At 58.2% G+C, this 13153-nt stretch carries 13 protein-coding genes and 1 riboswitch; of the genes, 5 read left to right on the forward strand and 8 right to left on the reverse strand.

Translation table 11 applies throughout. The features are described from left to right. Window positions 1-75: 75 nt before the first annotated feature. The 6 genes from ACVWXW_RS02785 to rsmH all read right to left on the reverse strand — a co-directional run bounded on the left by ACVWXW_RS02785 (window position 76) and on the right by rsmH (window position 6260). Window positions 76-483 carry a hypothetical protein gene (locus ACVWXW_RS02785; RefSeq protein WP_457402660.1) on the reverse strand — a complete coding sequence of 136 codons (408 nt, stop codon included), beginning with the start codon at window positions 481-483 and terminating at the stop codon, window positions 76-78. A 237-nt stretch (window positions 484-720) separates the two neighbouring features. Beyond that, a complete protein-coding gene (locus ACVWXW_RS02790) occupies window positions 721-1590 on the reverse strand; it encodes a (2Fe-2S) ferredoxin domain-containing protein (RefSeq protein WP_457402662.1) in 870 nt (289 codons plus the stop codon). Window positions 1591-1601: 11 nt separating this feature from the next. Further along, complete coding sequence (locus ACVWXW_RS02795; RefSeq protein ID WP_414358364.1) at window positions 1602-2009, reverse strand: DUF1636 domain-containing protein; 408 nt, start codon at window positions 2007-2009, stop codon at window positions 1602-1604. Window positions 2010-2137: 128 nt separating this feature from the next. Then, the gene (locus tag ACVWXW_RS02800) at window positions 2138-4108 is read right to left on the reverse strand and encodes a TonB-dependent receptor plug domain-containing protein (protein ID WP_457402664.1); all 1971 of its coding nucleotides are present in this window, start codon (window positions 4106-4108) and stop codon (window positions 2138-2140) included. Window positions 4109-4150: 42 nt separating this feature from the next. Further along, window positions 4151-4303: riboswitch (cobalamin riboswitch) on the reverse strand. 344 nt (window positions 4304-4647) lie between these two features. Then, the gene (locus ACVWXW_RS02805; RefSeq protein WP_457384511.1) at window positions 4648-5172 is read right to left on the reverse strand and encodes a hypothetical protein; all 525 of its coding nucleotides are present in this window, start codon (window positions 5170-5172) and stop codon (window positions 4648-4650) included. 176 nt (window positions 5173-5348) lie between these two features. Beyond that, on the reverse strand, window positions 5349-6260 hold the full coding sequence (gene rsmH, locus ACVWXW_RS02810) for a 16S rRNA (cytosine(1402)-N(4))-methyltransferase RsmH (protein WP_457402665.1): 912 nt from the start codon (window positions 6258-6260) through the stop codon (window positions 5349-5351). Between the two features lie 236 nt (window positions 6261-6496). On the opposite strand from rsmH, the gene aroA reads away from it, so the two are divergent. Continuing rightward, entirely contained in the window at window positions 6497-7831 is a 1335-nt protein-coding gene (aroA, locus tag ACVWXW_RS02815) for a 3-phosphoshikimate 1-carboxyvinyltransferase (RefSeq protein WP_457402666.1), read from the forward strand. Window positions 7832-7866: 35 nt separating this feature from the next. Further along, window positions 7867-8217 (forward strand): TIGR03792 family protein, encoded by a 351-nt coding sequence (locus ACVWXW_RS02820; protein ID WP_414417226.1) that lies wholly within the window; start codon window positions 7867-7869, stop codon window positions 8215-8217. On the opposite strand, the gene ACVWXW_RS02825 is transcribed toward ACVWXW_RS02820, so the two are convergent. Continuing rightward, the gene (locus ACVWXW_RS02825; RefSeq protein WP_238376947.1) at window positions 8214-8990 is read right to left on the reverse strand and encodes a DUF502 domain-containing protein; all 777 of its coding nucleotides are present in this window, start codon (window positions 8988-8990) and stop codon (window positions 8214-8216) included. The genes ACVWXW_RS02820 and ACVWXW_RS02825 overlap by 4 nt on opposite strands. 294 nt (window positions 8991-9284) lie before the next feature. On the opposite strand from ACVWXW_RS02825, the gene ACVWXW_RS02830 reads away from it, so the two are divergent. From ACVWXW_RS02830 to ACVWXW_RS02840, 3 genes are all read left to right on the forward strand, one after another. Continuing rightward, a complete protein-coding gene (locus ACVWXW_RS02830; RefSeq protein ID WP_414522411.1) occupies window positions 9285-9752 on the forward strand; it encodes an SRPBCC family protein in 468 nt (155 codons plus the stop codon). Window positions 9753-9825: 73 nt separating this feature from the next. After that, window positions 9826-10329, forward strand: coding sequence for a GNAT family N-acetyltransferase (locus ACVWXW_RS02835; protein ID WP_457402668.1), 504 nt, complete (start codon window positions 9826-9828; stop codon window positions 10327-10329). Between the two features lie 106 nt (window positions 10330-10435). Continuing rightward, on the forward strand, window positions 10436-12541 hold the full coding sequence (locus ACVWXW_RS02840; RefSeq protein ID WP_457402669.1) for a thioredoxin domain-containing protein: 2106 nt from the start codon (window positions 10436-10438) through the stop codon (window positions 12539-12541). A 47-nt stretch (window positions 12542-12588) separates the two neighbouring features. Here ACVWXW_RS02840 and ACVWXW_RS02845 read toward each other — a convergent pair whose 3' ends face one another. Beyond that, the gene (locus ACVWXW_RS02845; RefSeq protein ID WP_414331897.1) at window positions 12589-13023 is read right to left on the reverse strand and encodes a Fur family transcriptional regulator; all 435 of its coding nucleotides are present in this window, start codon (window positions 13021-13023) and stop codon (window positions 12589-12591) included. Window positions 13024-13153: the final 130 nt, after the last annotated feature.

Consider the following 13153-nt stretch of genomic DNA (forward strand, 5'->3'; position numbering starts at 1 on the left):
CTTGGGGATGTTCCAGATCACTGCAAAAGTGCTCCGCACCGCTGACGGGATGGGAAGAGCTTGTACGGGAGCGGCTTACCGAAGTTTCCCCTCTCCCAGCCACACCCGGCGACGTCCTCTATCCCACACCAGCAGGGTGTGGATCCCAATCCAAAGTCCTGTCCACAGCCAGTTGTGCAACCAGATTTTGCCCAGGATGGACAGGGTCAAGCCCTCCGTTCCCCCCAAGACCAGGCCGGCTGCCAAAATCAGCCCTTCAAAAGCCAGAAACCCCAAGATGAGCATGGCCGGGATCCAGAGATAGTTCAGCAGCAGTTGCCTTGGCCGAAGCGGCTTGGACTGAGAAAACAGAGGTCGGTAACCGCCAGCAAGAGCAATCCCCACCGTGCCGATCCCCAGCACCAACCCCCAGGCAAACGAATCGGGAGTGCGGGGATAGTTGTGCCAGGTGTAGCCAAAGATTTGGTTGGCCAGCCAAATCATCAAAGCACTAATGATTGCCCTTTGGCGGGTTAAAGTTGTGCCTGCAACAATACCAACAGTTACAAAGGGAAGGGTACATGTATAAGCAATATTGCTGAGACAGCCGACGGTGGTAAACAAGCTGGGCCAGAACCAGCCTTGGGCCAAATCTTGAGCAGCTTGTATCCAAAGTGGGGCTGAGATCAAGCGGCAAGATCTGGGGATAGGTTGAGCACTCGATTGCAGGCCAATCATGCTTTAATCTCCTGGAAAAAGGTGGTCTTTCAGAGGACAGCTATTAAGCAAATGCTCAAAAACAATTTGTCGAGCTACTTGGGGAGTAACCCGCTTGTACCAGGTGCAATCTCCGGAGTAAAAAACCACCGGCCCCTGTTGGCAAACTTCCAAGCAGCCTGAGGTGATAACCTGTACGTCCAGGTTGGCTTCTCGAAGGGCGGATTCCAGAGCTTCTACAACCGGTTGGTAGTTGCGGGAAGGATAACAACGGCTGGAACGACAAACAGCAAGGTAGGGACGTTTAAGAGGGTTATCCTCATAGGGGATCCGCTCTTTCCCCTGCACATAGATGGCGCGGATGCGCTCGTAAAGAGAAAGCTTTTGGTAATCTGCTTTGCCTTCCGGCAGGTAGTCTTCCTCTGGCCCCAAAAAGGGGCTGGGCAGAAAAATCTGCAGCAAAGGCTCTTCTGCTCCATTCCAGAATTGGATCCCCCACATGCGGGGCTGACCTTGGGGATTGAGGCGCCGGTAGAGAGCAGCACGGCTAACCAATCTTTTGCGGCGCAGCTCGGGTGGGGTCTTGCGATGGGGGCCGCCTTGGTGCTCCTCCAGGCACAAATGCAGGTGCCAAGTTTCGGTGGCAACGGTTAGATAGCCATCGTAGAGCACGCACAAAGCTGGAGGTTTCTTGAAAGCCAGCTCCAGCACCCCGCCTTCCGCCACATGGCCCACCTGGATCTCGGCCCAGTGCTCTTGAAACAGCTCGTAGAGCAACGGCCCCAAGCAGTCGATGTGGGCAGGGATCCCTTCATAAAGGGTTGTCCAACCCGTCAGAGAAACTTCCTGCCAAGCTTGATGGAGGGGGGTTATCCAGGGGGTAAAAGTGGCCATGAGAAAGCTCCTCAGTGCAGTGGTGGAATACGAGCAATCACCCCTTTTTTGAGAGGGCGCTCGGCCCAGGGTAGGATCCCATCTGGCTTGGTGAGGTAGAGCTCTGCTGTCTGCAGAATCAGCTCCACATCTTTTGGATCCAGATCTCCAAAAACATAGGTCATCTTTTGAGGTGCTGCCAACGCAACAACGCAAGCATGGCTGCAGCCGCTCATACAGGCAACCGGCTTCAGGGTCAGTTGAGGATTGAGGGTTTGAGATTGCAGGGCAGACAGCAGCATTTCTCCCTTGCTAATCCCTTCTTTTTGGCCGTTAACCCACCGAGATCCGCAGGTGATGCAAACCCAGAGATAATGACCGCTGGGTTGCTGAGCAGCGCTGCCAGCTTGGATGGGCAACTGGGAAGTTGATCGAGACATGGTGCTCCTTGATATAGTCATAGGTTTCTGTCCAAGCAAAGGGTGTGAGAAGAGGCAAAGACGATCTCAATGTCTTGGCCAAGGATTCAGCAGTGAGTTAGACAGCTAAAAGTCAGCCTCAAGTCGCTCTAAAATTGGCCCCTTAAATTAAGCCGAACGGTGCGACCCACTCCTGGGTAGCCGGGGAAAACCTCATATTGCTCATCCAGCAGGTTATCGACTCCCACCTCGAGAGCGAGATTTTCTGCAACCGGGATCCCTCCCCGCAGAGCCAGGTTGGTGTAGCCGGGCAGAGATTGGGTATTGGCGTTGTTGGTAAAGAAAGTGCCAATGTGATGCAGGAAAACTGAGGCATACCGATCCTCTGCATCGCGGTAGCTCAGGCCCAGGTTGAAGCTGTCTGCTCCCACGAAGGCTAGCTGTTTGCCAACCGCTTTGGGATCCAGCGCCGAGCGGATGATGGGATCGTTCAGGGTGTAGTTGGCAAAAAGAGTCCAGTTTTCCCCCAATCGCAAATCCAGGGCTGCTTCTATGCCTGTGTATTCCACGAGCTCAATGTTTTCGTAGGTTCCCCTGCTCGGGCCGGTGCTGACAAAGGTGATGCCATCGCGGATGCGGTTATGGGCAAAGGTCAAGCGCAGCAGGCCAAAATCTCCCAGAGCCTGATCCAGGCCAATGTCAAAACTCTCTCCCCGCTCCGGGCGCAAATTGGGGTTGCCGTCGACTTCAAAAAAGCCCCGCAAACGAAAGAATAAGTTTGAGATCAAGGGGGTGCGAAAGCTGCCGGCATAATTGGCCCTCAGGGTGGTGCCTTCTGCCAAAACCCAGCGGATCCCTGCGGCAGGAGAGGTGGCCGAACCGTTGACCAGATTGCTCGAATCTTGGCGAACACCTAAGTTGAGATAAAAGTTGGGCTGTGGCCTGTAATCCAGGCGGGCAAAGAGGGCCCCTTGGTTCACGGTATTGTCATAGTTGACGTTGGTGGATCCCCTGGCAAAGGAGAAGGTGGTGTTGCGAGCTGAAATGGATCGGTAGTCTGCTCCTAGAGTAAGCTCCAGGTTTTCAGCAGCCTTCCAGGTGTATTGCAGTTGGGATCCCCACCCCGTTCGCGAGATCTCATCCCGGGATCCCTGGCTTTGTGGGGCGCTGAAGCGATAGTTGAGGTCGTCAAAAAATACCCTAGCTTGCAGGGATCCCCTCTCTTGATCCCACAGCCAACTGAGATCTAACAGCAGGTCGTTGGTGTTTTGCACTGCATCGGGGGAGGGAAACTCGGTGCTGCCGGGCACCTGAAACGCTTTATTGAGATAAAGGGCATTTCCGGTTAGGACCTGGCCTTCTGCCAGTTGCCAGGTGAGTTTGGCTTGTAGGTTGTGGTACTCCACCGCCGAGTTTTCCCGCCTGCCGGCTTTGCCCAAACGCCTAATTTCAAAAGGAAAGTCGTTGTTGCTCTGCAGACGGCGATAGCTGACCACCCAGCCCAGATCCTGCACCTGGCCGCGGTTCTGGATCCCTTGCTCGTTGAGGCCGTAGCTGCCGATAGCCGCTTCCAGCACGGTCTCGGATCCCGGCTTTGGCTCCAGGGTTACGATGTTCATGACCCCGCCAACCGCGTCCGATCCATACAAAGTGGAGCCCCCACCTGGAGAGATCTCAATACGCTCGACCACATCTGTAGTGATCTGAGACAGATCGAACCCGCCAAAAAAGCCCAGGTCGTTAATGGGGCGGCCATCCAAGAGCACCAACACCTGGGCCGTTCGTCCTCCCCGCATAAACTGGGAGCTAAGGGCTCCCAACTGGGTTCCTGCCGTGCCGTCGCTGAGGATCCCGGGCAGGTAGCGCAGGGCCTCCTGAACCGTTCTTGCCCCTTGCTCTCGAATTTGCTGGCGGGTAATGACGTAAACCGGGCGGGAAGAATCCCGCAGCAAACCAGGACGGCGAAAAGGTGTGGTGACGGGTTGATTTAAAATCTCGGCGCTAACACCGGTTTCCAACACCTCTTGAGCTGAAGGTGAAGAGGCCGCCGGCTGCGCCCACGCTGGGATCCCCAAAACAAGACCCCCCAGCGCCAGGCTGAGACCTAGAATGGGATTCATTTTCTTTCTTGAAGCTCCTGATTCCGTGCGACGCGGAAGAAAGACGAGCCAGAACCGCAGGCGGTCATCCTGACTGAGGGCATGGGTCTAGCCCAAGCCCATCACAGTTGCGGCACAGCGCCGGATTTGCACCGGACTTTCCCCTTTACATGCCCTGGCTGATCCCCAGGACAACCTGTCGGTACAGCTTTCTCTGCGATTGCTCCGAAAAAGCCGTGCTAGGCATCATACATCCCCTGCTCTGGAGTTCCTATCCTGCCAGGGGGGATGTCATCTCCAGGGGTGAACGGGATCCCAACGGCAATCCCAGGGCTTCGGATGGGCCACATCCCATTTAGGCCAGATTTCTTCACTGCTTTGTAAGCAGTTGAAGGATAGCCCGCTGCTACTCCAGATCGCGAGGCCCAGGGATCCCTTGACTTTTGAAGAATTTGAAGGATAGGGAGGATAGAGATACGCTGAGATCTTGCAAAATCCACAGCCTTTGGGAGAGTAAGAGGGGAGCAGTGGCTTGGCTGCTGTCCACGGGATTCATTGGACTAGTACCCAACCGGGTAGAAAAGAGGAGCTTTTTCGATTTCAGGCGGGGCTGTCGTCTGGTGGGCTGGATCCGGTTTAACTTGGCTGGGAGAGGCAATCGGCACCTCGATCATCCGATCCGGTACCAGCGGCACCATTTCGGAGCGGTCGGCAATTTCCCGCAGAGAATTGGCAATGGATTCTTGAGTCAGCAGAAACTGTCGTTCGTTGCGCTGCATCTGCTGCCACACCTGGTAACGCTGGCTCCACCGGCTTTGGGTATGCACAGTCCAACTGTAAAGGCTTAACACTGAAACCCCAGAGAGGATAGCCATCCCTGTGGAGATCTGCTTCCACCAAGCTAGGTGTTCTGCCCAAGCCGAATGTTGGCTGCGAGGATGGGCTGATTTCAACTTCAAATCCAAAGGCTGGGTGCGGCTGGCTTGAACTGTACCGGAGAGGGGTCGGCTCAGAGCAGAAGGCTGTCTGTGGCGACGAGGGCTTTTGGGACGATCAAGACCTGCGTTCAAAGGCTGGCTAACCATAGGGCTTAACCTCACACACACCAAGGGATCCGACGGTGCAGGACTGCCGGTTCCGCTTCACCCTAGTTCCCCGCATCCCCCAATAGCAACCCCCTTCTCCCGATTCCCGGCCTCAGCAGGACAGCTGTCCGCTTCACGGTAGCCGATCTCTTGAGAGCGGGAGAACCAACCTAAACCTACATCTGACTGCTGCGGGCAGCCACTCGCAGTTTGGCAGAGCGGGCCCGTGGATTGCGTTGCCGTTCCAGTTCGGAAGGGGACAAGGGCCTGGGGGTGAGCACCTGCCAACGGGGATCCCTGCGAAAGGCCCATTTCACCAGGCGATCTTCAAGGCTATGGAAGCTGATCACGGCCAACCTGCCGCCGGGTTTCAACCAAGTGGGAGCTTGGGCCAGCAAGGTTTCTAAAGCCTCCAGTTCTCGGTTCACGGCAATGCGCAACGCCTGAAAGACCCGAGTGGCCGGGTGAATGCGGCCTCGCCGAGCTGCCGGAGGTACCGCCTGCCAAACCACCTGGGCCAACTGGGTAGTTGTGGCGAGGGGACGAGCCTGCTCGATGTGATGGGCAATGCGGCGGGCAAATCGCTCTTCGCCGTAACGGGTGAAAATCTCGATCAACTCTTCGACCGGGCGATGATTAACCCAATCGGCGGCAGTCTCCTGAGCTGTACTGGGATCCATGCGCATATCCAGCGGCCCCTCTCCGCGAAAGCTAAATCCCCGCTCAGGGCAGTCCAGTTGCGGCGAACTCACCCCCAAGTCGGCCACGATGCCATCGAAGGGAATCCCCTGCCCCTGCTCATCCCGAAAGCCATGCTGCTGCAGATCGAAATCGGCAAAATTGAGGTGCCACAGTTGGATGCGACTACTGGGGATCCCTTCTGCTGCAAAACGCGCTTGCGCCGCCTGCAGAGCCGCCGGATCCCGATCCAACCCCACCACTCGGGCAGCTCCCCCCCGCAGCAGCGCCAAGCTGTGCCCACCCCCTCCCAACGTCACATCCAGAAAAGTGCCGCCCCCCTGGGGTTGCAGGTAGGCCATCACCTCCTCGGTCAAAACAGAGTCGTGTTGATACACCTTGCCAAGCACGGTCTGCGGGGGTTCTATTTCTGCTGCTACAAAGTTCAGTATCTGCAAAAAAAAAAGGCCGAGGCCAGGCCCCGACCGAGGAATCCATGTTGTTAAGGTGATCCTCTGGGAAAAGAGGGGTTGCCGTCAAAAGACAGGCTGTCTTGGGATCCCTGGTAAGATCTCTGGGGCATGAGTCCGGGCCTGAGTAAGATGAGACTGCTGCCGCTTTTGCCCAGTCTGCCATCAGAGTTGCTGTGTTGACTCACTCTTCTTCTACCGATATCCTCACTCTCTCGCCGGCCAAGGGCCTGCGCGGCCAAGTGAGCATCCCCGGCGACAAGTCCATTTCCCACCGCGCCCTGATGCTGGGATCCCTGGCCGAAGGAGAAACCACCATCCAAGGGCTGTTGCTGGGAGAGGATCCCCGCAGGACGGCAGCCTGTTTTCGGGCGCTGGGGGCAGATATTTCGGAGCTTAACAGCGAGTGTGTTCGCATTCGGGGAGTTGGCCTGGGCCAGCTGCAAGAACCGGCAGACGTGTTGGATGCAGGTAACTCCGGCACCACCTTGCGCCTGATGCTGGGGATCCTGGCTGGCCAGGCCGGGCGCTTTTTTGCCGTCACCGGCGATCGCTCCCTGCGCTCGCGGCCCATGGGGCGGGTGGTAGAACCGCTGCGGCAGATGGGGGCCAGCATTTGGGGACGGGCCGGTGGGACGTTGGCACCTTTGGCCGTACAAGGGGGATCCCTCAAGGGCATTCACTACCGCTCCCCGGTGGCTTCGGCGCAGGTGAAATCCTGCCTCTTGCTGGCGGGCCTGCTGGCAGAAGGCACCACCCAAGTCACCGAGCCGGCTCTCTCTCGGGACCACTCGGAACGGATGTTGCGGGCCTTCGGAGCCGACATTCACGTGGATCCAGAGGCGAAAACCGTGGCCGTGGTGGGGGGATCCCGCCTGGTGGGCCAGAGAGTTCAGGTGCCGGGAGATATCAGCTCGGCAGCCTTTTGGCTGGTGGCCGCCTCCATTGTGCCCGAGAGCGAATTGCTGCTCCGGGATGTGGGCCTCAACCCCACCCGTACCGGTGCACTACGGGTGTTGCAGGAGATGGGGGCTGACATCCAAATTGAGAACCTCCGGGAAATGGCCGGCGAGCCCCTGGGAGATCTGCGGGTGCGTTCGGCCCGCTTGCGCGGCTGCACCATCGCCGGCGATCTCATCCCCACCCTGATCGACGAGATCCCGGTTTTGGCGGTGGCGGCGGCCTTTGCCGAGGGGATCACGGTGATTCGCGATGCCGCAGAGCTGCGGGTGAAAGAAAGCGACCGTCTGGCTGCCATAGCCCAAGAGCTGAGCCGCATGGGAGCCCAGGTCACTGAATATCCTGATGGCCTGGAAATCAAGGGAGGGATCCCTCTTCACGGGGCCGAGGTCGACAGCCACGAGGATCACCGCATCGCCATGAGCCTGATGGTGGCAGCTCTAGGAGCGCAGGGATCCACCCTCCTCAGGGGAGCCGACTGTGCCCGCATCTCCTACCCCGACTTCATTCCCACCCTGCAACGATTGACTGCTTCCCCCCTGGAGTCTTGAGAGGGCCCATCTTTAACTTTGCCGCCTCTGCTCCTATGTCGACCTGCCCCAGCCCGCCCGGCCCTATCGCCATCGAACATCTCTGCTTCCGGGTTCCTCCCGGTGGGCAAGCAGCCTTTCTTGAGCAAGACGAGCGGGTTTGGGGATCCGCCCTGCGCCGGCATCCGGGTTTTCTGGGCAAAGAAGTTTGGCTGGATCAGCAGGATCCTGAACTTGTCCACCTCATCCTCCGCTGGGCCAGCCGCGCTGATTGGAAAGCCTTTTCCCCCGAGCAAGTGGAGGCATTGGATCGGCAAATGCGGCCTTTTTATGTGCGCTTGGAACAGGCCAAAGAATACCAGCTCTGGCAGCCCGGCCCTTCTGCAGGGACAGGAAAGCAGGATTAAGGGATCCCTTCAGTCTCAAAACCTACCTCAGAGCCCACCGAGTCAGCCCTGGGGGATCCTGCCACCCGCTCCTGCTCCACCAGCTCCCGCAAACTGGGCATGGTCACGGCCAAAGCTCCTTCTCGCCGCTGCAGCCCCGCTTCAAAACTCTCAGGGGTGACAATGCCGCCGGAAATGAGCATCTTAAAAGCATCTTCCACCGGCATGAACACTTCCACCACCTGGTCTTCCGGCACAATGGCGTACCAGCCCGTCGTTGGATTGGGGGTGGTGGGCACAAACAGGCCAAGGGAGCGCTGCGGCCCATCGGGCCGAATGGGAGTTTGAATGGTGCCCGTCACAAAGGCCAGCGCCCAAGCTCCTGGTCGGGGATATTCCACCAGCACCACCCGCCGAAAGCGCTGATTGTTGGGGGCAAACAAAACACTGACCAATTGCTTCAAGGTCTTGTACACCAGCCCCGCCACCGGAATCGCATGGAGCAACTGTTCGCTGAGATTGAGCAGCCACTGGCCGACAATGTTGCGGGCCATGAAGCCAATCAACAGGATGAGCACAATCGGCGTCAACAGGCCCACCGCCAGATCGATGAGGTTGATCAAGATCGGGTGCAAACCCTGGATGGGATTGAACTGCTTCGGAATGCTGGTCAGAAAGCCAATGCTCCAGGTGGCCACCTCCACCGTCAGCCAAATGGTAGTTGCCAGAGGGATCACCACCAGCAACCCCGCCACGAAGTAGTTCTTAAGATGCTGTTTCCATTGTGAAACCATGGTGAGGTCGTTCCGTCAAGTCAACCGAGTGGATGCACCGAACCTTTGCAAGTGGAGCTTGCAGATGGCAATCATGATACCTGCCTTCTGCATTGCCCTCATGGGGGGCAGCCGCAACTTGCTCGAAAAAGAAACCGGGCTGCCAAAAAGCGCAGAGCCCCAAACTTTCACGAGGCCGATAATGCTATCTTAGGTCGATATAAAATTTTGTAAAGGCAGGGATCCCGTCCCGAGGCGTTGTGGCCAAGCCCCTGGATGGTTTGTGTTTCTGCTGGGTGTTGCGTGGGAGGCCCTATGTCAGAGTCAGATTGGCTAGAGCATACCTGTCAGGTGGAGGTGCCTGTTCCCATTGAGCAGGTATGGGATTTGTGGGCCAACCTCACCCTCATGCCCCGCTGGATGAAGTGGATCCGCTCGGTGGAATTGCTGGATCAGGAGCTGTCCCGGTGGACACTGGATACCCGCGGCCTCACCTTCAGTTGGATCTCCCGCACCCACACGGTGGTGAAACACCAACACATCGGCTGGAGTTCGGTGGAGGGGCTGCCCAATCGGGGCGCGCTGCGCTTTTACGACCGCAAAGGCAGTACCATTGTGAAGCTGTCGGTGGCCTACAAGCTCCCGGGGATCCTCGGCAAAATCTTGGATGGCCTGTTTGTGGGCAAAGTGGTGGAGAGCACCATCCAGGCGGACCTGGAGCGCTTCAAGGCCTATGCCCTGGAGCATGCGGGGCCAACCGCCGAAGGTGCCTCGGCCAGCTAGCCTCAGTTTGTCAGGCCTAAGCGTTTTGTTGAACTTCCCCTTGCCAACCCTCACTGCTGCAAAGGTTTTCTTCATGCCCGATCCCTCTCCTGAGCCTGTCATCGCCCTCTCTCGTCAGCCGGTGGACAACCGCAACATTCGCTTCTCTCTGGAGCGGGGCGAGCTGGATCTGGATCAACTTCTCCTGCTGTTGAACCGCAACGCCTTTTGGGCGCAGAATCGCCGGCGGCAGGAGATGGAGCGGGCCGTTGCCCACAGCCATCCGGTGGTCAGCGCCTGGGATGGGGAGCGCCTGATTGGCTTTGGCCGCGCCACTTCCGATGGGGTTTACCGAGCCGTCCTCTGGGATATCGTGGTTGATCACGATTACCGACGTCAGGGCATTGGGCGCAAGTTGGTGGAAACCCTGATCAGCCATCCCCACCTGCAGTCGGTGGAGCGCATCTACCTGTTCACAACCCATCAGCGTGGCTTTTACGAGCGAATCGGCTTTGTGGAAAATCCCAGCACCACCTTGGTTTTACACGGGCGCCCTCTGGAGTTTTTAGTCCCGGCTGCCGAGCAGGAGCAGGCTTGACCGACAGGGATCCTGGGTGAGTGTATCTTGAACAACAGTGGGTTGGCTCTGCCTTGGGAGGAGGACGCGCTAGCCTGAAAAGCAAAAAGGGTGAGAGGGTGTACTCATGGCCAATCGCCTCGCCACAAGTTCCAGCCTTTATTTGCGCAAGCACGCCGAGAACCCGGTGGACTGGTGGCCTTGGATCCCAGAAGCTCTGGAGAAAGCGCGGGCCGAGGATAGGCCGATTTTTCTGTCCATCGGCTATTCCAGTTGCCACTGGTGTACGGTCATGGAGGGCGAGGCTTTTTCCAACCCTGAAATTGCCGCCTTTTTGAATGCCCATTTTTTGCCCATCAAGGTGGATCGCGAGGAGCGGCCCGATCTCGACAGCATCTACATGCAGGCGTTGCAGCTTATGAGCGGGCAGGGGGGGTGGCCCCTCAATGTTTTCCTCACGCCCGATGACCTGGTGCCCTTTTACGCCGGCACCTATTTTCCTGTAGAGCCCCGCTTTGGCCGCCCGGGGTTTCTGGCCTTGCTGCAGCGCATCCTGCAGTTTTACCGGCAGGAAAAGGAAAAAATAGAGGAGATGAAAGGCCAGATTTTGACGGCTCTGACCACCCTCAGCGACTTAGTGCCGGAAGACCACATTCCTGCCGACCTGCTGCGCTCTGGGATCCCCAAGATCCAGCCTTTGCTCTCCAATGCCGGGGCGGTGCAGCAATTTCCCATGATGCCCTACGCTCAGTTGGTATTGCGTTCGGCCCGCTTCGACCCACCAGAAGGGATCCCCGGCTCCATGAGCGCTCTGGAACGGGCCAAAGAGCGAGGCATGGCCTTGGTGCTGGGAGGGATCTTCGACCATGTGGCCGGCGGCTTTCACCGCTACACCGTGGATCCCACCTGGACGGTGCCCCACTTTGAAAAGATGCTCTACGACAACGGGCAGATCCTAGAGTTTCTCTCCGATCTGTGGGCGCACGGTATCCAAGATCCGGCCATCGAGCGGGCGGTGCGGCTGACGGTGGAGTGGGTGGCGCGAGAGATGACCGCCCCTGCCGGATACTTCTACGCCGCTCAAGATGCCGACAGCTTTGCCCGGGCAGAGGATCGGGAGCCGGAAGAGGGAGAGTTCTACGTCTGGCGCTGGCAGGAGCTGCAGGATCTCTTGGGGGAAGAAACCTTCCGCGCCTTGCAGCAGGCGTTTGACCTATCGCCGGGGGGCAATTTCCCCGATCGGCCCGGCTGCATCGTCTTGCAGCGCCAACAGGGAGGAGCGTTGCCGCCAGAAGTTGAAGCCGCCTTGACCACCCATCTGTTTCAGGCACGCTATGGCTCTGCGGAGCGACGAGTTCCCTTCCCTCCGGCAGTGGATGCCCAGTCGGCCCGTCTGCAATCCTGGCCGGGGCGGATCCCACCCGTCACCGACACCAAGATGATCGTCTCTTGGAACGCCTTGATGATCTCCGGCCTGGCGCGGGCCTATCAAGTGTTCGGCAACGCAGACTATCTGCAATTGGCTCTGCGGGCAGCCCAATTCATCCTCAGCCGGCAACGCCACCCTGAGACCGGATCCCTGTTGCGCCTGAACTACGATGGCACAGCTCAGGTGCCCGCCAAATCGGAAGATTACGCCCTGCTGATCAAGGCCCTGTTGGACTTGCAGCAAGCCTGCCTGCCCCTGGTGGGGGATCCCACCCCTCAAGACTGGTTGCAGGCTGCCCTCCAGCTCCAGCAGGAGATGGATACGCAACTGTGGGATCCGGCCAGGGGGGGATACTTTGTCAGCGATGCCCAGAGTGCCCCTGAGCTGTTGGTGCGAGAGAAGGAGTTCCAGGACAACGCTACCCCTGCAGCCAATGGGGTGGCCATTGCCAACCTGGTGCGCCTTGCCGCCCTCACTGGAGATCTGGACTACCTGGAGCGGGCAGAGCAGGCCTTGAAAACCTTTGCCCACATCATGAGCACCCAGCCGCGCACCTGCCCCAGCCTTTTTGCCGGACTGGATTGGTATAGCAATTGGGTGAAAGTCACCCTGGAGGCCGATTCCATTCCCGCCTTTCAGCAACGATCTTGGCCCACCACCGTCTTTGCTCTCCCCACCGAGACCGAACCTCTGCCGGAAGGAGCTCTAGGGCTGGTGTGCTGGGGCAACAAATGCCTGGCCCCTGCCAGTTCTCTCGAGCAAATCCAGTCGCAAATCGGCAAAGGCCAAAATCGAGCTTACTGACCTTTGCCCAACTTTTGCTCAGGGCAGCAGGGATCCCTTTGCCAAGGTTACTGCTGGGGCTCCGCAGGCTTTTCCACCCCAAAAAACTCAATGCGGTAACTTTGGATGCGGGTGCCCGTTTGTTGCTCCACCTGGGCCAGCAGTTCAGGCGGCAGCTCCACGTCCACATCCAAGATGCGGTTGCTATCCAGACAGTTCACGTGGCTGTGGGGATGGGTGCGGTTGCCGTAGCGGCGCCCATCGGCACGATCCAAGCACTCGACAATGTTGTGGCTGGCCAAAGCTTCCAGGTTTTGATAAACGGACGTGTGGCCAATCGGTTTGCCCTGCTGATTTAGGCGATCGTAAATCTCGCGGGCGGAGAGGTGCTCGCCACACTGCCACAGCAGCTCCAGGATGTAACGGCGCTGTCGGCTCAAACGCAGATTGCACTCCCGGCACCGTTCCAAAGCAGCTTCCAAAGAATCCAAGGGGCGAGGCATGGAAAACCTCAAGTCATACCGAGTCTGAGATAGGTAGTTGCTCATCTCTACCAAGGTAGCATTTGTGCGTCAACAGTTGTTCAAAAAACACCCCGAACTCTACAAGAGCTGCCGCGCATAGCCATCTTCG

The sequence above is a fragment of the Thermostichus sp. MS-CIW-30 genome (genome assembly GCF_054058015.1).